Consider the following 18,249-nt stretch of genomic DNA (forward strand, 5'->3'; position numbering starts at 1 on the left):
CGAGCGATGGATCTGAGCTATGGCGAGGCCGCCGAAGCCTTTCGCGCGGAGGTCCGCGCTTTCCTGTCGTCGCACTGGCCCCCCGCCGCCGATTTGCGCGGCGCCGACCTCAAGGCCTTCATCCGCGATTTCCGGACCAAGGCGACCGACGCGGGCTATCTTTATCGCGCGATCCCGAAAGTCCATGGCGGTTCCGAACAGCCGGTCGATGTTATCAAGGCACAGGTCATCCGCGAAGAATTCGCCCGCGCCCGCGCGCCGATGGAGGTTGGCGGCAATGGCATGAGCATGACCGTGCCCACTTTGCTTGAAAAGGGGACCGAGGAGCAGAAGGCGCTCTTCATCCGCAAGACGGTCGAGGGCGATTATATTTGGGGGCAGGGCTATAGCGAGCCCGGCTCGGGCAGCGACCTTGCGAGCGTGCGGACCAAGGGCGAACTCTCGGCCGACGGTACGAAATGGATCATCAACGGCCAAAAGATCTGGACCTCGCAGGGCATGCAGTCGACGCACATGTTCATGCTGGTGCGCACCGAGCCCGACGCGCCCAAGCATGATGGCATCACCTACCTCCTCATCGATCTGAACCAGCCCGGCGTCACCCGCCGCCCGATCCGCCAGATGACCGGCGAACAGGGCGACAACACCTTCTGCGAATTCTTCTTCGACGATGCCGAGACGCCGGTGTCGTGGCAGGTCGGCGAACGCGGGCAGGGCTGGTACGTCAGCCGCACGACGCTCAAGCACGAACGCGCCAGCATCGGCGGCGCCGACGGCCTCGGCAAGCAATTCGCCAAGCTGGTCGATCTGGCCAAGGAAGTGGGCCGCATCGACGACCCGATCGTCCGTGACAAGCTAACTCAGATCGAGGGCTCGGTCCTCGCGCACCGCTATTCGAGCTACCGCCTCTTCAGTTGCGCCGCCGCTGGCGAGGATCCCGGCCCGGTCGCGCTGATGATGAAATTGCTGCTCACCGAAATCGGGCACGAAATGGCGCTGCTCGCACAGGAACTGATCGGCGAACATGGTTTCCTCGAGCCAGCGGGCGCGGGCGGGCGCGGCAATCGCGGGCCGCGCGGACCCGAAAAATGGATGGATCAGATCATGGGCAGCCTCGGCAATTCGATCGCTGGCGGCGCGTCGAACATCCAGCGCAACATCATCGGCGAACGCGGCCTCGGCCTGCCGCGCGACCTCGCGATGAGCGGGGAGCGCTGACGTGCATTTCCACCTGACCGAGGAGCAGAAGGCGATCCAGGGCGCGGTGCGCGGCACGCTCGCCGAGAGTTGGCCGATGGAGCGTATCCACGCCTTTGCGGATGGCGACGAAGATTTTGACCGCGCAAGCTGGGATGCGCTGATGGCGCTCGGCCTCGGCGGGATGCTGGTTCCCGACAGTGGCATGGGGCTGCTCGACGCGGCGCTTGTCTGCGAGGTCGTGGGCGAGGCCGCAGCGGCGGGGCCGCTGATCGGGCAATTGCTGGCGGTCGCGGCGGTCGCCGCGAGCGGCAAGGGCGATGCCGAGGCGCTGGCGAGCGGGACCAAGGTCGCGACGCTGCTCCACGGCGGCAGCGACTATGCGCCGAGCGCGCGCGCCGCCGACCTGTTCCTGATCGTCGACCGCGCGGGTGGTATCCGCCTCGTTCCTGCCGCCGAGGCAACGATCGAACCCGTGAAGGCCGCCGACCGCACCCGCCCGATGTCCAAGGTCACCATCGCGGACGATGCTGGGGAAATCCTCTTCACCGCCTCCGACCCGATGACCGCGCGCCTCGCCGACGCCGCGCTCGTCCTCGTCGCCGCCGACGCGCTCGGCGGCGCGCAGAAGGTCACCGATATGAGCGTCGCCTATGCCAGGGAGCGCGAGCAGTTCGGCCAGCCGATCGGGCGTTTCCAGGCGCTCAAGCACCAACTCGCGCATATGGCGCTCGACGTCGAACCGGCGCGCGCGCTCGTCTGGTACGCGGCTTATGCCTGGGATGCGCAGCTTCCCGATGCGCCGCGCGCCGCGGCGATGGCCAAGGCGCATCTGTGCGACGTCTATGTCCGCGCGACGCGCGCGGCGGTCGCGGCGCATGGCGGCATCGGCTATACATGGGAATATGGGCTCAACTACTGGTTCCGCCGCGCAATGGCCGACCGCGCCTGGCTCGGCAGCCCCGCCGAGCATCGCGCGCGCGCGGCGACGCTGGCCGGCTGGTAGGCGGTGAGCGCATCCGATCCGTTGCGACTCGCGCCGGGTATCCGCCGCCTGCGCCCCGACGATCATTTCATGGTCCTGTCGGAGACTGACGCCTCGCCGATGCATGTCGGCGCGCTGATCCTGCTCGATGTGGCAGCCGACCAGCAGGACGACGTCGCCGCCGCGCTCCGCCGCCAGTTCGCCGACCGCCTGCCTGCGACGCCTTTGCTCGTGCGACTGCACGAAGCGCCCGACGGCTATGACAGCGACGTCTGGGCCGATGTAGCGCGCGCCGATCTCGACAACCTGATCGCGGTCGAACCGCATGACGGCGAATGGAGCGAAACCGACCTCTACGCGGCGGTGGCAAGGCTCAACATGCGCCGCCTCGACCTGTCGGGTCCACCCTTCGCCGTGCATATCTTCGAGCGCCTCGCCGACGGTGGCAGCGCGCTGTATCTCAAGATGCACCACAGCGTCGCCGACGGTATCGGCTTCCAGACGGTGATGCGCCTGCTCAGCGACGCCGCGCCGCCCACAACCGCGCGCTTCGCCGACGCACGGCTGCCCGAGCCCGAGAAATGGCGCGAGAAGGCCGATGCGCGTTTCGCAGCCGAAGCGGACCTGCGCGCCGAACAATCGGCGAGGCGCAAGGAAGCGCTTGCCGCGCTCGAAGTGCATAAGGGCGACCGCGAACCGACCCCCGAATTTGCGCTGTCGGGCCCCACCTCGGCCGAGCGCCGCTATGCCACGATCAGCCTGCCGCTCGCGCGCGTGAAGGCGGTCGGCAAGGCGGTCGATGCCACGATCAACGATATCTTCCTGGCGCTCGCCAGCACCGCATTGCGAAATTACCTGATCGAAACCGACGCGCTTCCCGACGCACCGCTCGTCGTGAACTCGGCCCGCTCGTACCGCCGCGCGGAGCATGGCGATTTCGGCAACCGCATCGTCGCGCTCCACCCCCATCTCGCGACGCATCTCGCCGACCCGGTCGAACGCCTCCGCGCGATTCAGTCTTCGATGGCGGCCGAAATGCGCCGCACCCCGCACGACGAGGCCCTGCTCGACGCCGCCGAAAAGCTCTATGGCGCGCGCGACCGCCGCGCCGCCTTCGCCGACCGCCTCGCGGGCGGCAAGCGCCTGATCCCCGGCAACCTCACGCTGTCGAACGTGCCCGGCCCCGCCGAGCCGCGCAGCTATGCGGGCTTTACCCAGCGCCACAATCATCCGGTGCCGATCATCGGCTCGGGCCGCTTCCTCAACATCACCTCGCGGCGCAGCGGCGACAATCTCGACATGGGCGTGATCGCCGACGCCGCGAAGGTCGCCGATGTGAACCGCATCGCGCAGCTCTTTATGGCCGCGCTCGACGAACTGGAGAGTATCGCATGACCGACGATCTGGCCTTCAAGCCCGAGGACGACCGCTACCACCCGCTCTCCGACGATCCTTATGAGACCGAGACCAACTGGTGGTCGTTCAGCATTCCCGAACGCAAGATCGGCTGCTGGATCCACGCGCCTTATTATCCGAACCGCAAGGCGGTGACATGGCGCATCTTCGCGTGGGACGACGAGGGGTATGATCAGGCGCGCATGGCTTATTACCGCAAGGTCGAGGAAGCGCCGATGCCCGACGCCCCCGATCTCACCGACATCGTCTTTCCGGGCGACAAGAATGGCCCGGGCTACAGCCTCAAGATGCTCGAGCCGGGCATGAAATATCATCTGCAGTACGAGGACCCGTCGCGCGGTTTCGCGCTCGACTTCACCCACCGCGGCCTGCACGAACCGCACCGCTTCCCGCCGGGCAAGCCGCCCTTCATGGCGACCCCGCATTACGACCAGCTCGGCCATGTCGAGGGCTGGATGACGCTGCGCGGCGAGAAGATCCGCATCGACGGCATCGGCGTGCGCGACCGCACCTGGGGCCCGCGCGGCGGCCCCTATGCGGCGAGCCCCAAAGTCTATGCCAATGACATGGAGCGGGTGAAAAATCCCGGTGGTGCGCGCTGGCGCGAGATCGAGCGCGAGCGCGGGCGCGGGCGCATCCAATATATCTTCGGCCACCGCAAGGATGGGACCGGCTTCCTTGGTTTCGCGCGCGTCCAGGACGGCGACGCCGACGGCTGGTCGCCGATGAACGCCGGCTGGATCCGCCGCGACGGCAGCTTTGGCAGCCTCGACGCGGCCAAATCGCGCATGCGGGTGTTCCGCAGCCCCAGGACCGGGTGGAGCACGCATATGCAGGTCGAGCTGGTCGACGAACATGGCCGCGAGATGAAGAGCGAAGGCTTCACCGTCAGCACGATGAGCGAGGCGGGTTATGGCGTGAACCAGCTGATGCGCTGGGACATTGACGGCGGCATCGGTTGGGGCGAGGATCAGGATGTGTGGAATCCGACCCATTATGTCCGCGTCCTCGACGCGTTGAAGGCGACCGCCTGACCGCGATGTTCGACCGGCTGGCGCTTCCCCTGATGTGCGCGCCGATGAGCTTCGCTTCGTCGGTCCCGCTCGCGACCGCTTGCTGCAAGGCCGGGGTGATCGGCGGCTGGCAGGGCGGCACGATCACGCCGTTCGACCAGTTCGAGGACTATCTGAAAGCACTCGCCGACACGGGCGGCGCGCCGCCGATCGTCAACATGCCCGCGCGCTGGGGTACGGACCCCGCCGCAGCCGACCGGCTCGCCCTGCTCGAACGCTACCGCGTCCCGCTCGTTCTCTCGAGCCTTGGCGACCCCTCGGGGCTGGTCGAGCGCGTGCATGGGTGGGGCGGGCGCGTCGTCCACGACGTCACCACGATGAAGCACGCCGAAAAGGCGATCGCGGCGGGCGCCGACGGGCTAATGCTGACCTGCGCCGGTGCGGGCGGTCATACGGGATTCCTGACTCCGATGGCTTTCGTTCCCGCGGTGCGGCGCATGTTCAGCGGGCTGCTGATCGTCGCGGGCGGCATCGCCGACGCGTATGGGGTCGCCGCGTCGCTCGCGCTCGGCGGCGATATCGCCTGCATGGGCACGCGCTTCATCGCGACGCCCGAAAGCGGGGTGGTCGAGGGACATCGCAGCATGATCCCGGCGGTCAATGCCGACGACATCGTCGCCTCGGCGGCGATGAATGGCGTGCCTGCGCACTGGATGCGCCAGTCGATCGAGGCGGTCGGGCTCGACGCGAAGGCGCTGCCCAATGTCCGTTCGCCGATGCCCGAGGGCGTGATGCCCTGGCGCGACATCTGGAGCGCCGGGCAAAGCGCGGGGTTGATCGATGCGGTCGAGCCGGTGGCGGGGCTGGTAGCGCGATTGCAGCGGGAGTTTGAGGCGCTGCCAGCCGGGCCCGACTGGCGCGCCCGGCTGACCGCGATCGAGGCCGGCTGGGCCTAGCCCATCACCAGCACGATCCGCCCCGCGCTCTTGCCGGCTGCCGCATCTGCCATCGCGGCGCGAAATTCCTCGAGCGGATAGGCGCGCGCTATCGCCGGCCGCAGCTTGCCTTCGCCCGCCAGCGCGAACACGGTGTCGCGGTTCGCTTCGCTCTTCTCGGGCTCAAAGATCCCGAATTGCCGCACATCGACGCCGATCAGACTCGCGCCCTTGAGAAGTGGCAGATTGGTGCGCAGCGCGGCAATCCCGCCCGGAAAGCCGATCACCAGATGCCGTCCGTTCCACGCGAGCGACCGGAATGCCGGATCGGTTGCGTCGCCGCCGACGGGGTCGAAGACGACATCGACGCCCTTGCCGTAGTTCGCCGCCTTGACCGCCTCGCGCCAGTCGTCGCCGCGCGCCTCGACAACCGCATCGGCGCCGCCCGCCTGAGCCAGCGCGCGCTTGGCCTCGTCCGATGCCGATCCGATCACCCGCGCGCCGAGCAGCTTGCCGATCTGCACCGCCGCATAGCCCGTCGCGCCGCCCGCCCCGAGCACCAGCAAGGTCTCGCCCGCCTTGAGTTGCCCGCGATCGACCAGCGCGTGCCATGCGGTCGCATAGCTCACCGGGAACACCGCCGCTTCCTCGAACGAGAGGGCCTCTGGCATCTTGCGCACGACCCGCGCGGGCAGGTTGGTCGCGTCGGCGAACATCCCGCCCCAACCGCTCGCGACGACCTTGTCGCCGACCGCCAGCCCGGTCACTTCGGCGCCGACCGCCTCGATCACGCCGGCGCATTCGCTGCCGGGAATGAAGGGCACCGGCGGTTTCACCTGATATCCGCCGCCGGCCGTCAGCACGTCGACGAAGCTGATCCCCGCCGCCCTGATAGAAATCCTCACTTGAGTGGGCGAGGGCGGGCCCGGATCATGGCCCACGAGCGTGTAATTTTCGGGCGGGCCGAGTTCGTCGGCACGAACGGCGCGGGGCAGGGGAGCGGTCATCGGACACCTCTTGTCATCATGGGTTTAGAAGTATAACCAAGTTATATAACTATTGGAGGGAAATCGGATGGGCTTCAAGACGCGAATCACGGAAATGCTGGGGATCGAGCATCCGATCGTCCAGGGCGGTATGCAGGCAGTGGGCACCGCCGAGATGGCGAGCGCGGTGTCGAACGCCGGTGGACTCGGCATCATCACCGCGCTGACCCAGCCGACGCCGCAGGCGCTGCGCGACGAGATCGAGAAGTGCCGGTCGATGACCGACAAGCCTTTCGGCGTCAATCTGACGGTCTTCCCGACGATCAACTCGCCCGATTACAACGCCTATGCCGACGCCGTCGTCGAAAGCGGCGTGAAGATCATGGAGACCGCGGGCACGCCGGCGGTGCGCGAGATCTGGGCGCGGGTGAAGCCGCACGGCGTGACGATCCTGCACAAATGCACTGCGGTCCGCCATGCGCTGTCGGCCGAAAAGGCGGGCTGCGACATCATCTCGATCGACGGCTTCGAATGCGCGGGGCACCCCGGCGAGGACGATATTCCCGGCCTGATCCTGATCCCCGCCGCCGCCGACAAGGTGAAGATCCCGATGCTGGCCAGCGGCGGATTCGGCGACGGGCGCGGCCTGATCGCGGCGCTCAGCCTCGGCGCCGAGGGCATCAACATGGGCACGCGTTTCTGCGCCACCAAAGAAGCGCCGGTCCACGACAATGTGAAGCAGGCCTATGTCGACAACGACGAGCGCGGCAGCTTCCTGATCTTCCGCAATTTCAAGAACACTGCCCGCGTCGGCAAGAGCCCGGTCAGCGAGGAAGTGGTGCGGCGCCTTGCCGAGCCCGACGCCAAGTTCGGCGACGTGCAGGAACTGGTCGCGGGCACCGCAGGCCGCGAATTGCTCAAGACCGGCGACCTGTCGAAGGGCGTCTTCTGGGCGGGCATGGTGCAGGGGCTGATCCACGATATTCCGACCTGTCAGGAACTGATCGACCGGATCATCAGCGAAGCCGAAGCGATCCTCGACCAAAGGTTGGCGGGGTTCCGGCGGTAATTCCTCCCCTCCCTGGAAGGGAGGGGAATTATTGCTGCCCGCCATCCACCCGCACCAGCGCGCCGGTGGTGTAGGACGACGCGGGGCTCGCCAGCATCAGCGCCGCCGTGACGATCTCCTCGGGCCGTCCCGGGCGCCCGAGCGCCACCGGCTGCTTTTCGCGCTTCCGCTCGTCCCAGGCCTCCGCGATATCGGTCAGGAACGGCCCGGGGCTGATCGTATTGACGCGCACCTTGGGCGCATATTCTCGGCTCAGTGACACCGTCATCGCGTTGAGCGCCGCCTTGGCCGAGCCATAGGGGATCACCATCGGCAGCGCCATCAACGCGCCCGACGAACTGATGTTGATGATGCAGCCGCCATCGCCCTCGTTCATCCGGTGCGCAACCTGGCTTGCGAGACGAAACGGCCCCTTGAAGTTCAGGTTAAGCACCGAATCGAAGAGATTTTCGGGCATTTCGTGGCTGGGGCAGGCGGGCGACATGCCGGCGTTGTTGATCAATATGTCGACGCGCCCGAACTCGCCATAAGTGGCGGCGATCAGCCCGTCGATCTCGTCCCATCGCCCGCAATGCACGCCATAGGCCATCGCCTTGCGCCCGAGCGCGCGGCATTCCTCGGCGACCGCATCGCAATTTTCCAGCTTGCGGCTCGCGACGATCACGTCGGCCCCTCGCTCGGCGAGCGCTTTCACCATGCGATAGCCGAGTCCGCGCGACCCGCCGGTGACGAGCGCGACCTTGCCGGTGAAATCGAAAAGCGGATCGGGGGTCATTCTATTCTCCTGTCGGGGCGGTCATCGCTGCTGCGGCGGCCATCAGCCCGGCGTTGCACCGGTCGGCGATCGCGGCGCCGGGCACCGCGTTGAAGGCATGGATCGCGCCGGCGTAGCTGTGCAGCTCGACGGGCACTCCCGCCGCAGCCAGCCGTCGCGCATAGTCGAGATTCTCGTCGAAGAAGAGGTCGAGGCTGCCCGTCGCGATATAGGCGGGCGGCAGATTCGACAGGTCCTCGGCCAGGCTCGGCGAGAACCAGCCCTTGCGCGCATCGTCGGCGGTGTAATCGCCCTGCAGCGCGGTCCAGCCGAAACGATTGCTCGCGCGCGTCCAGATGAACTCGCCGGTGGTCGGATTGGCATAGGGACAGGCGTCGCTCCCCGTGCGATGGTCGAGCATCGGGTAGGTGAGCAACTGCCCGGCAATCGCCGGCCCACCAAGGTCGCGCGCCATGATCGCCAGCGCTGCCGCCAGCCCGCCGCCGGCGCTCTCGCCCGCGACGACGATCCGGCTGGCGTCGAAGCCGAGCGCCTCAGCTTGTCCCGCGAGCCACACCAGCGCCGAATGGCAATCCTCCTGCGGCGCGGGGAAGGGGTTTTCGGGCGCGAGCCGATATTCGACCGACACCACCGGCACGCCCGCCGCCACCGCCAGCATCGCCGGGCTCGTCTGGATCTGCTGCGCCGACCCCATGACCATGCCGCCGCCATGGATATGCAGGATCGCGCCGCCGCCGGGCTTGCTTTCGGCCGGGCGATAGAGATAGAGTGCGATGTCCGGGCCGCCATGCACCGACGATATCGTCACCTCTTCGGGCAGGATCGTGGGCGGAGGCATGAAGGCATAAGCCCGGCCCGCCTGTTCGCGTAGCTCGGTGATCGGCGCCGATGCCAGATCGATCGGCGGGAACATGTCGAGCAATGGCGCGATCTCGCGGTCAACGAGGGGACGGGTGGTCATGCGAACTCTCCTCTCAGCCCCGCGCCCGGATCGCCTCCAGCCGGGTCGGGATATGCTCGCTCGGGAACAGCCCCGGTGCGGGCGTCGCATTCTTCAGATAGGCTTTGGCGACCTGCACTTTGTGCACCTCGGTCGGTCCGTCAACCAGCGCAATCGCGGGCAGTCCCATCCACATGTCGGCGAGCGGCGTTTCGAGCGTGACGCCCAGGCTGCCGTGGAGTTGGATCGCGCGCTGGACGATGTCGTGATAGACTTTCGCCATCTGCACCTTGCACATCGCGATATGCGTGCGCGCCGCGCCATGCGGTTCATTGTCGATAATCCACGCGGTCTTGAGCACGAGCAGGCGGAATTGCTCGAGCTCGATGATCGAATCGGCGATCGCCCCCTGCACGAACTGGTGCTCGGAAAGCAGCTTGCCTTGCGTGCGCCGCGACACCGCGCGTTCGAGCATCATGTCGATCGCGCGCTGACATTTGCCGACGGTGCGCATCGCATGGTGGACGCGCCCGCCGCCGAGCCGGGCCTGCGCGACCTTGAACCCCTCGCCGGGGCCGCCGAGCATCGCGTCGAGCGGCACGCGCACCTTGTTGTAGCGGATATAGGCGTGGGTGCCGTCGTCCTCGCCGCGACTGTCGCCCATCGTCTGCGAATGGCGGATGAACTCGACTCCCGGGGTGTTGGTGGGCACGATCAGCATCGACATGCGGTTATAGGGCGGGTTGTCGGGGTTGGTGACCACCATCACGATCAGGAAGGCGGCGTAGCGCGCGTTCGACGAGAACCATTTTTCGCCCTCGATCACCCATTCATCGCCATCCTGATAGGCGCGGCAGGCGAATTCCTTGGGGTCGGCGCCGGCCTGCGGCTCGGTCATCGAAAAGGTCGACACGATCGTGCCGTCCATCAGCGGCTGCAGGTAACGCGCCTTTTGCTCCTCGGTGCCGAACATCGCGAGGATTTCGGCGTTGCCGGTGTCGGGCGCCGCGGTGCCGAAGACGGTCGGCGCCCAATAGCTGCGCCCGAGGATTTCGTTCATCAGCGCGAGCGTCAGCTGGCCGTGACCGGGGCCGCCGAGTTCTTTGCCCAGATGGCACGCCCACAGCTCCTGCGCCTTCACCTGCTTCTGCAACGGCGCCATATAGGCGCGCGATTCCGCATTCGCGACATCGTAAGGTGCGCCATGGCCGGGGAAGAGCAGGTCCATCGGCTCGCATTCTTCGCGGACGAAAGTCGCCATCCAGTCGAGCTTGGCCTGCAATTCGGGTTCGATGCGGAAATCGATCATGTCGTCGTCCTTGTTCGGAGGATGGGGGATTAGCCGATGAGGCGGATGAGCTTTTCGGCTTCGGCGAAATTGCCGCGCACCAGCCGGTCGAAGAAGCGCCCGGTCTCGGCGCTGAGGATGCCCTTGGCGGCCTGCGCGACCTTATATTCGAGGATGCAGCCGCCCTTGAACATCGCGAGGATCAGGTAATAGTCGAAGCTGGCCATGCTGCGGCCTGTACCCGCCGCATAATGCCCCATCAGCTCCTGCCGCGTCGGCCAGTCCATGACATTATAAAGCGACTTTTCGGGAATATGCCCCGGGAAGCGCTCGTCGCGGATGCCGTTGCAGAACCACGCGAGGTCGAGCAGCGGGTCGGCGATCGTCGACAGCTCCCAGTCGATCAACGCGGTGAGCCGGCACGGCGGGTCGAAGGCGAAGAGCGCATTGGGCGTGCCGACATCGCCATGGATGATGCCGGGGCGGAAATCACTGGGTCGGTTCGCGCGCAGCCAGTCGCGCGCGAGCGCATAGCCGGGCAGCTCGCGCCATTCGAAATCATAAAGCTGCTTGTAGCTCCTGATCTGGCCTTCCCAGCGATCGACCTGCCGCTCGAGAAAAGTATCGGGTCGCCCGAAGTCTTCGAGCCCGACCGCGCGGTAATCGACATTGGCGAGCGCGATCAGCCCGTCGACCATCGCGAAGGGGACCTCGCGTGCGTGCGGCGGCTTGTCGAAGGGCGGGCGGTCGTGAATCTTGCCATCGGTGAGGTCGGCGGGCCAGCCCTCGACGAGGTCCATGACATAGAAAGGCGCGCCGATGACGTCGGCGTCGGTGCAGCTGCCGTGGCAGACGGGATGCGGGACGGCGGTGCCGTTGAGCGCGGTGAGTACCCGCGCCTCGCGCAGCACGCTCTTCGCGCTGCCCGGCGGCGGCACTGCGGGCGGGCGGCGCAGAATCAGCGTCTGGCCGCCGCGATCGAGCGACAGGATGACGTTCGACGTGCCGCCATGGATTTTTTCAATCGCCAGCGGCCCATCGCCGAGCGCCGGAATATTCACGTCGAGCCAGGCCGTCAGCCGCTCGCGATCGGCCAGCGCTGCCACATCGTCGGTCATGCCTCGCGCTCCCGCAAATAGGCTTCGATTTCGGTGCGGATCGCGTGCATCCGCGTCGCGGCGCCGGCGAAGGCGGAGCCGTCGACCCGCGCCATCACCGCGCGGGTCACCGCCTGCGCGCGGTCGTGATCGGCCGCTTTCAGAACGCGGCCCGCTTCGGTCGCGACGATCAGCGAGGCGCGCTTATGTTCGGGATTGTCGGCAAAGGCGACCAGCCCCAATTCGGCGAGCGCATTTGCGGCGCGCTGCACCACCTGGCGCGGGTGGCCGAGGCTGCGGCCGATCTGCGCCACCGTCGGCGGCGTCGCGGCGTTGACCACGGCGGTCAGCACCATCAACTCCATTTCGGGCAGGCCGCTTTCGGCGCGGGTTTCGGCGAACAGCGCGCGCATACGACCACGCAACCGCGCGACCTCGTCGGCGAATCGTTCGAAATCGGGGAAGCGCTCAGACATGACACCTTGATGTCTAATTGACACTATGGTGTCAATTGAGTTTATCGCGACGTCATCCGCTCGAACAACGACCCGTCCGCCTGCCAGTCGATCCGCACCCGTCGATGCGCAAAGCGCCAGCCGTCGGCGGTGCGTATCAGGCGGTCGTCATAGGTGCCGCTATGATCCGGCCCGAAATTGCTGTGCACGGTGAAATAGCTGCGCGCCGTCGCGCCATCGTCCTCGATCGCGATCAGCGGGTTGGTGATATGGTGCCGCACGAAGGTCAGCCGTTCATCGCGCGTCCCCGACGACAGGGCCGCGCGGATCGCGGCAGGCCCTTGCGGTGCCTTGCCGAGATATTCGAGCACGCCCTGCTCGGCAAAACAGGCCGTCATCTCGTCCAGCCGCCCACGATCGCCGTTGTAGGTATAGCGCGCGAGCAGGTCGCGGATCGCGTCGCGGTCGGTCGCCAGGTCAGCCATGATAGGGAAGCTCCAACCCCGGCTCGTCCCAGCGCGTCTTCACCAGCCGCCCCGTCGTCGACAGCGTGATCCACGCGTCGCACATGTCGGCGCCGCCGAAAGCGATGTTGGTGACATAGCGTTCGCCGGGAATGTCGAATTTCTTCACCATGCCGTCGGGCGTGATCGTGGTGATCCCGCCATCATACAGCGTCGCAACGCAGGCATTGCCCGCCGCCGTCACCGCGAGGCTGTCGAAACCCACCGGTCCGGGCGCGGTCGCAACCCACGTCGGGCGCTGCGCCTCGACCTTGCGATCGTAACGCCACAGCCGCGCCTGATGCGTGTCGGCGACATAGATATGGCGCCCGTCGGGCGACAGGCCGACGCCGTTGTACGAGATCGCGTGGCGATGGATCGCGGTGACCGAAGACCCGTCGGGCAGGGCGCTGAACAGCCCGCTCGCGGTGTGGATGCCGTCGTGCGTTTTGCCCATGTCGGTGAACCACATCCGACCCTCGGCGTCGAAGGCGATGTCGTTCGGCGCCTCGAGCGCGATGCCATCGCAACCGTCGTACAGCCGCTCGAACCGCCTGGTCGCCAGGTCGACGCGCTCGATGCGCCCCTCGTGCCCGGCGCCGCGCGCGTGCTGCAATTTGACGAGGTCGAGCCCGCCGCTATTGCAGACATACAGCGCTCCGTCGGGCCCGATCGCGGCGCCGTTGGGGCCGCCGCCGATGTCGCAGATCGTTTCGGTCCGGCCGTTCCAGCAGCGCGTGATGCGTCCGCCTGCAAGCTCGACGACGATCACCGATCCGTCGGCCATCACCACCGGCCCCTCGGGAAAGGCGAGGCCTTCCGCGACGATCTCCATACGCCTCTCCTGTATAACCTAGTTATGTATCTCTTGACACGCGCTGGACCAAGGCGCAACCCTTTGCCCAGGAGAGACGATGCCTGTACCAGCCCATCATATCGTGGCGATGCCGCCACCTTTCGACGCGCCGCCCTATCCGGCGGATATTTTCGCGGGCCGGACGGTCCTTGTCACCGGCGGCGGTTCGGGCATGGGCCTCGCCATGGCGAAGGCTTTTGCGCAAGGCGGCGCGAATGTCGCGGTGATGGGCCGCAGCATTGAGCGAGCGCAGGAAGGTGCGGCCGAAGTCGCCGCGCTCGGCGTTCGGACCCACGCGATGAGCTGCGACGTGCGCCTGCCCGAAGCGGTTGCCGCCGCCTTCGACGAAGCCGAGGCGGCGCTTGGTCCCATCGACCTGCTCGCGAACAATGCCGGCGCCAATTTTCCCGTGCTGGCGGAGGATATTTCGCCCAATGCGTGGAACGCCGTCACCCGCATCGCGATCGACGGCACCTTCCTCTGCTCGACCGAATTTGCGCGCCGCCGCATCAAGGCCGGGAAGGGCGGGGCGATCGTCAACAACAGCGCCCAATATATCTGGACCGGCTTTCCCGGCGACGCGCACAGCGCCGCCGCCAAGACCGCGCAGGCGACGATGACGAAGAAGCTGGCCGCCGACTGGGCGCCCTACGGCATCCGGGTCAACGCGATCGCCGCCGGGTTTTTTCCGCACGCCAGTTCGAACGCCGGCAATCGCGAGGCAGGGATCGAACCGCTGCAGAATATGATCCCTGCGGGGCGCACCGGCAGCATCTGGGAATTCGGCTGGTTGTCGGCGATGACCTGCACGCCGCTGTTCGGCGCGATGACAGGGCAAGTGATCGTGCAGGACGGCGGCGAAAGCCTGCGCCGTTCGCTGATGATGCCCGACTATGTGCCGCCGCGCGAACGTGCCGACGGACCATGGGGGTGGAAATGACGGGCTGGCTGGCAGGCAAACGCGCGCGGATCGAGGGTGATAGTCCGGCGATCATGGCGGCCTTCCAAGCGGCGGGCGCCACGCTGGTCAGCGATGGCGACCATGATGTCTGGGTCCATATAGCCCCGCCATCCGCGACAAAATTGGCGCACGAACTGACCCACGAAGAATGGCGCGCCAGCCTGGATGCCGGGCTCGACCGCCGCTTCCTCGGCGCCAGAGATTTCGCGGCGGCACGCCGTGCCAGCGGGCAGGGCGGAGCGGTGCTTTTCGTTGGCGCGCCCGAACAGGCGCTCGGCGCCGATCAGGCGGCCGCCGCCGGGGCGCTCGGCAATCTCACCAAGACGCTCGGGGTCGAATGGGCGCGCGACGGCATCCGCGTGAATACGATCCTGACGCGTGAGACCGGCGAGACGCTCGGCCATCTCGCCGCCTATCTCGCCAGCGATTACGCCGCCTACGTCACCGGCGCGGTCATGGGGGTGATCCTCGATGACTGACCGCATCCGCCTCGACGGGCAGGCGGCCTTCGTGACTGGCGGCGGCGGCGGGATCGGACGCGCGATCGCGATCCGTCTCGCCGAAGCGGGCGCCGATGTGGCGATCTACGACATCTTTCCCGAGCGCGCCGAAGAAGCCGCGGCGCGCGTTCGCGAAGCGGGACGGAAGGCGCTCGCGATTCCGGGTGACGTCATGGACGCCGACGCGCTGCGCATCGCCATCGGCCGCACCGCCGCCGAATATGGTCGCCTCGACATCCTCGCGAACAACGCCGGCGGCGTATCGGCGCGCCCGTTCCTCGAACAGAGCGAACGCAGCATGCGCAAGCATATCGACATCAACCTGATGTCGATGCTCGTCGCGACGCAGGCGGCGGCCAAGCATATGGTCGCGGGCGGTCGCGGCGGTTCGATCGTCAACGTCGCGAGCATCGAGGCGAGCCGCGCGGCCCCCAATTTCGCGGTCTATGCGGCGTGCAAGGCGGGCATGCTCAGCTTCACCAAGTCGATGGCGGTCGAGCTGTCGGGGCACGCTATCCGCGTCAACTGCATCGCTCCCGATCATACGATCACCCCCGGCAATCAGGGCAATCGGGCCGGCCCGGTCGATCCCGCGACGTGGAAACAACATAGCGCCGACACGGTCGATGCGATGAACCGCCTGATCCCGCTCGGCCGCGAAGGCGTCGATATGGAATGCGGCGATGCGGCGGTGTTCCTGTCGAGCGCGATGGCGAGCTATATCACCGGCGTGCTGCTGCCTGTCGACGGCGGTACCTGGGGATCGTCGGGCTGGGTGCGTGGACGCGACGGCAAATGGACGCTCAATGAAGGCCTGTCCTTCGGTGGCTAAATGGAGGAAATCGCCGCAACATTGCGGGATTGCGCCAAAGGCCCTAAAGGCTCTTCAAGAGTAGAGACAAGTTAAACAACTCCGGGCAGGGGCAGGATTTGTGAATATGGAAAATGGCAGCGCGCGTATCCGGGTGCCCAAGACGTCGGAACTGGTCGCCGACCAGATCCGGGCCCAGATCGTGCGCGGGGAACTCAAGGAAGGCGACTCGTTACCGCCCGAAGGCACGCTGATGGCGACCCTCGGCATTTCGCGCCCGACGCTGCGCGAAGCGTTCCGCATCCTCGAGGCCGAAAATCTGATCAGCGTCGTGCGCGGCTCGCGCAGCGGCGCGCGGGTGCACCAGCCCTCGGTCGAACTGGTGTCGCGCTATGCCGGCTATCTGCTCGAAGCCGAAGGGACGACGATCGCCGATCTTTACGCCGCACGGCTGGCGATCGAGCCGACCGTCGTGCGCTGGCTCGCGACGGCGAGCGGCAAGACCCCGGGCTTCGTTCGGCTGAAACAGGTGCTCGCCGATCTTGAGGACATGCTGAAGACCGAGGGTTATGCCGAGTTCGTCGACAATGTGTCGAACTTCCACCAGACGCTCGTCGAGGCGACCGGTAACAAGACGCTCAGCCTGATGAACCGCATGCTGCTCAACCTGGGGCGGCATCACCAGAACGACTATCAGCGCCGCCATCCGCGCACCACCGAGGACAAGTTCAAGAGCCTGCGCGCCGGTTTCAAATCCTTCGAAAAGCTCGTCACGATGATCGAGGCGGGCGATGTCGAGGGCGCGGTCAATCATTGGCGGCTCCACCTGCGCAACGCCAACGACACCTGGGCGGCGCGCGGCGAGGGCGAGCGGATCGTCGACTCCCTGCACGGATGAATTTCGCCGACGCGATGATCGCCGCCGCGGCGCGTGCGCCCGGTGCGGCGCTGACCGTCGCGTCGGATAATCTGCCCTGCACCACCACGCTGGGCGAGGTCGTCGTGGCGGGACGGCGGATGGGCACGCGGATGACGGCGGCGGGCGTCGGGCGCGGCGATATCGTCGCCTGCATGCTCGCCAACTGGCGCGAATGGCTCGTCGTCGCGGTCGCCGCGGCGCAGGCAGGGGCGGTGATGCTGCCGATCGTCACCATCTATGGCGCGAAGGAACTGGGCTTCATCCTGCGCCAGTCGGGGGCCAAATGGCTGTTCACGCCGGACCGCTTCCGTAACGTCGACTACCGCCAAGTCTTGGCCGATTGCGGCGACCTGCCCGCGCTCGAGCTCCATGTCGCGATAGGGCCCGATTTCGATGCGCTGGAGGGCGAGGGATCGATTGCCGACCCGGTGCCGGTCGATGCAAACGACCTCGCTTTGCTCGTCTACACCTCGGGCACCACCGCCGATCCTAAGGGCGTGATGCACAGCGCACGCGGCTTCCTCGCCGAGATGGAAACGATGCGGCTGATGCGTGCGGGCAGCGATGACGATGCCGTGATTTCGCCTTGGCCGCCGGGGCATGTCGCGGGCGCGCTGTCGATGTACCGCTTCCTCTGCCAGGGCACGCCGCTGATCCTGATGGACCAGTGGGACGCGGCGCTCGCCGCCGAGCTGATCGACCGCCACAAGGTCACCTCGTCATCGGGTACCCCCTTCCACCTGTCGGGGATGATCGCCGCCGCCGACGCGCAGGGCTCTGACCTGACGTCGCTTCGCCAATATCTGGTCGGGGCGGCGCCTGTGCCGCCGTCGCTGATCGAACGCTGCCAGGCTTTGGGCCTTGCCGTCTATCATTGCTATGGGTCGAGCGAGCATCCGACGGTGACCTCGGGCGTCATCGACGACCCGCTCGACAAGCAGCTCCATACCGAGGGCCGCGCGATCATCGGCTCCGAAATGCGTTTCGTCGATGATGATGGCGCCGACGTGCCGGCGGGGCAGGACGGCGAGATTTGCACGCGCGGGCCCGAACTGTTTATGGGCTATCTCGACGCGTCGCTGAACGAAAGCGCCTTCCTGCCCGGCGGCTGGTATCGCACCGGCGACATCGGCCGCCTCGACGAGGGCGGCTATCTCCTTATCACCGATCGCAAGAAGGATATCATCATCCGCGGCGGCGAGAACATCTCGTCGAAAGAGGTCGAGGCGGTGCTGCTCGCCCATCCGGCGGTCGCCGATGTCGCGGTGGTGGCGGCGAAGGACGACCGCATGGGGGAGGTCGTGCGGGCCTGCGTCGTGCTCGCGCCGGGGATGGCGCTGACGCTGGATGCGGTGCGCGATCATTTCTTCGCGGCGGGGATCGCCAAGCAGAAGACGCCCGAGCGGCTCAGCCTGTTCGCCGAATTGCCGCGCAACGCATCGGGCAAGGTGTTGAAGCACGAACTAAGGCGGACTTCATAACCTCCGTCATTGCGAGCGAAGCGAAGCAATCCAGAGCGTGCGTAAACCGCCCTGGATTGCTT

Annotated in this window: 19 protein-coding genes; 11 read left to right on the forward strand and 8 right to left on the reverse strand. The window is 66.9% G+C overall.

The features are described 5' to 3' along the window. The first annotated feature begins 6 nt into the window (after nt 1-6). The 5 genes from ACREB7_RS10155 to ACREB7_RS10175 are packed head-to-tail and all read left to right on the forward strand — an operon-like array spanning nt 7 to nt 5,567. Nucleotides 7-1,218, forward strand: a complete 1,212-nt coding sequence (locus ACREB7_RS10155; protein ID WP_431592153.1) for an acyl-CoA dehydrogenase family protein — start codon at nt 7-9, stop codon at nt 1,216-1,218. 1 nt (nt 1,219) lies between these two features. After that, nucleotides 1,220-2,203: an acyl-CoA dehydrogenase family protein gene (locus ACREB7_RS10160; RefSeq protein ID WP_431592154.1), complete on the forward strand. Its 984-nt coding sequence runs from the start codon at nt 1,220-1,222 to the stop codon at nt 2,201-2,203. A 3-nt stretch (nt 2,204-2,206) separates the two neighbouring features. After that, nucleotides 2,207-3,577, forward strand: a complete 1,371-nt coding sequence (locus ACREB7_RS10165; RefSeq protein WP_431592155.1) for a wax ester/triacylglycerol synthase domain-containing protein — start codon at nt 2,207-2,209, stop codon at nt 3,575-3,577. Next, nucleotides 3,574-4,632 (forward strand): DUF7065 domain-containing protein, encoded by a 1,059-nt coding sequence (locus ACREB7_RS10170; RefSeq protein WP_431592156.1) that lies wholly within the window; start codon nt 3,574-3,576, stop codon nt 4,630-4,632. Before ACREB7_RS10165 ends, ACREB7_RS10170 begins: the two co-directional genes overlap by 4 nt. 5 nt (nt 4,633-4,637) lie before the next feature. Continuing rightward, the gene (locus ACREB7_RS10175; protein WP_431592157.1) at nt 4,638-5,567 is read left to right on the forward strand and encodes an NAD(P)H-dependent flavin oxidoreductase; all 930 of its coding nucleotides are present in this window, start codon (nt 4,638-4,640) and stop codon (nt 5,565-5,567) included. On the opposite strand, the gene ACREB7_RS10180 is transcribed toward ACREB7_RS10175, so the two are convergent. Further along, nucleotides 5,564-6,553 carry an NADPH:quinone oxidoreductase family protein gene (locus ACREB7_RS10180; protein ID WP_431592158.1) on the reverse strand — a complete coding sequence of 330 codons (990 nt, stop codon included), beginning with the start codon at nt 6,551-6,553 and terminating at the stop codon, nt 5,564-5,566. The two genes, ACREB7_RS10175 and ACREB7_RS10180, sit on opposite strands and share 4 nt — an antisense overlap. A gap of 67 nt (nt 6,554-6,620) precedes the next feature. Between ACREB7_RS10180 and ACREB7_RS10185 the strand changes: the two genes are divergently transcribed. Beyond that, nucleotides 6,621-7,601: an NAD(P)H-dependent flavin oxidoreductase gene (locus ACREB7_RS10185; RefSeq protein WP_431592159.1), complete on the forward strand. Its 981-nt coding sequence runs from the start codon at nt 6,621-6,623 to the stop codon at nt 7,599-7,601. Nucleotides 7,602-7,629: 28 nt separating this feature from the next. Here ACREB7_RS10185 and ACREB7_RS10190 read toward each other — a convergent pair whose 3' ends face one another. The 7 genes from ACREB7_RS10190 to ACREB7_RS10220 are packed head-to-tail and all read right to left on the reverse strand — an operon-like array spanning nt 7,630 to nt 13,494. Further along, a complete protein-coding gene (locus ACREB7_RS10190; protein WP_431592160.1) occupies nt 7,630-8,376 on the reverse strand; it encodes an SDR family NAD(P)-dependent oxidoreductase in 747 nt (248 codons plus the stop codon). A 1-nt stretch (nt 8,377) separates the two neighbouring features. Beyond that, nucleotides 8,378-9,337, reverse strand: coding sequence for an alpha/beta hydrolase (locus ACREB7_RS10195; RefSeq protein ID WP_431592161.1), 960 nt, complete (start codon nt 9,335-9,337; stop codon nt 8,378-8,380). 13 nt (nt 9,338-9,350) lie between these two features. Continuing rightward, nucleotides 9,351-10,625 carry an acyl-CoA dehydrogenase family protein gene (locus ACREB7_RS10200; RefSeq protein WP_431592162.1) on the reverse strand — a complete coding sequence of 425 codons (1,275 nt, stop codon included), beginning with the start codon at nt 10,623-10,625 and terminating at the stop codon, nt 9,351-9,353. A 29-nt stretch (nt 10,626-10,654) separates the two neighbouring features. Next, nucleotides 10,655-11,722 carry a phosphotransferase family protein gene (locus tag ACREB7_RS10205; RefSeq protein WP_431592163.1) on the reverse strand — a complete coding sequence of 356 codons (1,068 nt, stop codon included), beginning with the start codon at nt 11,720-11,722 and terminating at the stop codon, nt 10,655-10,657. Further along, on the reverse strand, nt 11,719-12,177 hold the full coding sequence (locus tag ACREB7_RS10210; RefSeq protein WP_431592164.1) for a MarR family winged helix-turn-helix transcriptional regulator: 459 nt from the start codon (nt 12,175-12,177) through the stop codon (nt 11,719-11,721). The genes ACREB7_RS10205 and ACREB7_RS10210 overlap by 4 nt, the downstream gene beginning before the upstream one ends. Before the next feature lie 41 nt (nt 12,178-12,218). Beyond that, complete coding sequence (locus tag ACREB7_RS10215; protein WP_431592165.1) at nt 12,219-12,641, reverse strand: nuclear transport factor 2 family protein; 423 nt, start codon at nt 12,639-12,641, stop codon at nt 12,219-12,221. Next, nucleotides 12,634-13,494 carry an SMP-30/gluconolactonase/LRE family protein gene (locus tag ACREB7_RS10220; RefSeq protein ID WP_431592166.1) on the reverse strand — a complete coding sequence of 287 codons (861 nt, stop codon included), beginning with the start codon at nt 13,492-13,494 and terminating at the stop codon, nt 12,634-12,636. The genes ACREB7_RS10215 and ACREB7_RS10220 overlap by 8 nt, the downstream gene beginning before the upstream one ends. A 79-nt stretch (nt 13,495-13,573) precedes the next feature. Here ACREB7_RS10220 and ACREB7_RS10225 point away from each other — a divergent pair, with 79 nt between their 5' ends. The 5 genes from ACREB7_RS10225 (at nt 13,574) to ACREB7_RS10245 (ending at nt 18,187) form a co-directional block, all read left to right on the forward strand. After that, a complete protein-coding gene (locus ACREB7_RS10225; RefSeq protein WP_431592167.1) occupies nt 13,574-14,455 on the forward strand; it encodes an SDR family oxidoreductase in 882 nt (293 codons plus the stop codon). After that, complete coding sequence (locus ACREB7_RS10230) at nt 14,452-14,955, forward strand: SDR family oxidoreductase (protein WP_431592168.1); 504 nt, start codon at nt 14,452-14,454, stop codon at nt 14,953-14,955. Before ACREB7_RS10225 ends, ACREB7_RS10230 begins: the two co-directional genes overlap by 4 nt. Further along, nucleotides 14,948-15,808 (forward strand): SDR family NAD(P)-dependent oxidoreductase, encoded by an 861-nt coding sequence (locus tag ACREB7_RS10235; protein WP_431592169.1) that lies wholly within the window; start codon nt 14,948-14,950, stop codon nt 15,806-15,808. The genes ACREB7_RS10230 and ACREB7_RS10235 overlap by 8 nt, the downstream gene beginning before the upstream one ends. 106 nt (nt 15,809-15,914) lie before the next feature. Continuing rightward, nucleotides 15,915-16,685 (forward strand): FadR/GntR family transcriptional regulator, encoded by a 771-nt coding sequence (locus ACREB7_RS10240; protein WP_431592170.1) that lies wholly within the window; start codon nt 15,915-15,917, stop codon nt 16,683-16,685. Then, nucleotides 16,682-18,187: an AMP-binding protein gene (locus ACREB7_RS10245; protein WP_431592171.1), complete on the forward strand. Its 1,506-nt coding sequence runs from the start codon at nt 16,682-16,684 to the stop codon at nt 18,185-18,187. Before ACREB7_RS10240 ends, ACREB7_RS10245 begins: the two co-directional genes overlap by 4 nt. Nucleotides 18,188-18,249: the final 62 nt, after the last annotated feature.

The organism is Sphingopyxis sp. (assembly GCF_050725615.1).
In the GTDB taxonomy this organism is placed as follows: Bacteria; Pseudomonadota; Alphaproteobacteria; order Sphingomonadales; family Sphingomonadaceae; genus Sphingopyxis.

Excerpts from the sequence above, each read along its gene's own strand:
- ACREB7_RS10155 (WP_431592153.1), top strand. The coding sequence starts at position 7 with ATGGATCTGAGCTATGGCGAGGCCGCCGAAGCCTTTCGCGCGGAGGTC.
- ACREB7_RS10170 (WP_431592156.1), top strand. The coding sequence starts at position 3,574 with ATGACCGACGATCTGGCCTTCAAGCCCGAGGACGACCGCTACCACCCG.
- ACREB7_RS10175 (WP_431592157.1), top strand. The coding sequence starts at position 4,638 with ATGTTCGACCGGCTGGCGCTTCCCCTGATGTGCGCGCCGATGAGCTTC.
- ACREB7_RS10180 (WP_431592158.1), bottom strand. The coding sequence starts at position 6,553 with ATGACCGCTCCCCTGCCCCGCGCCGTTCGTGCCGACGAACTCGGCCCG.
- ACREB7_RS10185 (WP_431592159.1), top strand. The coding sequence starts at position 6,621 with ATGGGCTTCAAGACGCGAATCACGGAAATGCTGGGGATCGAGCATCCG.
- ACREB7_RS10190 (WP_431592160.1), bottom strand. The coding sequence starts at position 8,376 with ATGACCCCCGATCCGCTTTTCGATTTCACCGGCAAGGTCGCGCTCGTC.
- ACREB7_RS10195 (WP_431592161.1), bottom strand. The coding sequence starts at position 9,337 with ATGACCACCCGTCCCCTCGTTGACCGCGAGATCGCGCCATTGCTCGAC.
- ACREB7_RS10200 (WP_431592162.1), bottom strand. The coding sequence starts at position 10,625 with ATGATCGATTTCCGCATCGAACCCGAATTGCAGGCCAAGCTCGACTGG.
- ACREB7_RS10205 (WP_431592163.1), bottom strand. The coding sequence starts at position 11,722 with ATGACCGACGATGTGGCAGCGCTGGCCGATCGCGAGCGGCTGACGGCC.
- ACREB7_RS10210 (WP_431592164.1), bottom strand. The coding sequence starts at position 12,177 with ATGTCTGAGCGCTTCCCCGATTTCGAACGATTCGCCGACGAGGTCGCG.
- ACREB7_RS10215 (WP_431592165.1), bottom strand. The coding sequence starts at position 12,641 with ATGGCTGACCTGGCGACCGACCGCGACGCGATCCGCGACCTGCTCGCG.
- ACREB7_RS10220 (WP_431592166.1), bottom strand. The coding sequence starts at position 13,494 with ATGGAGATCGTCGCGGAAGGCCTCGCCTTTCCCGAGGGGCCGGTGGTG.
- ACREB7_RS10225 (WP_431592167.1), top strand. The coding sequence starts at position 13,574 with ATGCCTGTACCAGCCCATCATATCGTGGCGATGCCGCCACCTTTCGAC.
- ACREB7_RS10230 (WP_431592168.1), top strand. The coding sequence starts at position 14,452 with ATGACGGGCTGGCTGGCAGGCAAACGCGCGCGGATCGAGGGTGATAGT.
- ACREB7_RS10235 (WP_431592169.1), top strand. The coding sequence starts at position 14,948 with ATGACTGACCGCATCCGCCTCGACGGGCAGGCGGCCTTCGTGACTGGC.
- ACREB7_RS10240 (WP_431592170.1), top strand. The coding sequence starts at position 15,915 with ATGGAAAATGGCAGCGCGCGTATCCGGGTGCCCAAGACGTCGGAACTG.
- ACREB7_RS10245 (WP_431592171.1), top strand. The coding sequence starts at position 16,682 with ATGAATTTCGCCGACGCGATGATCGCCGCCGCGGCGCGTGCGCCCGGT.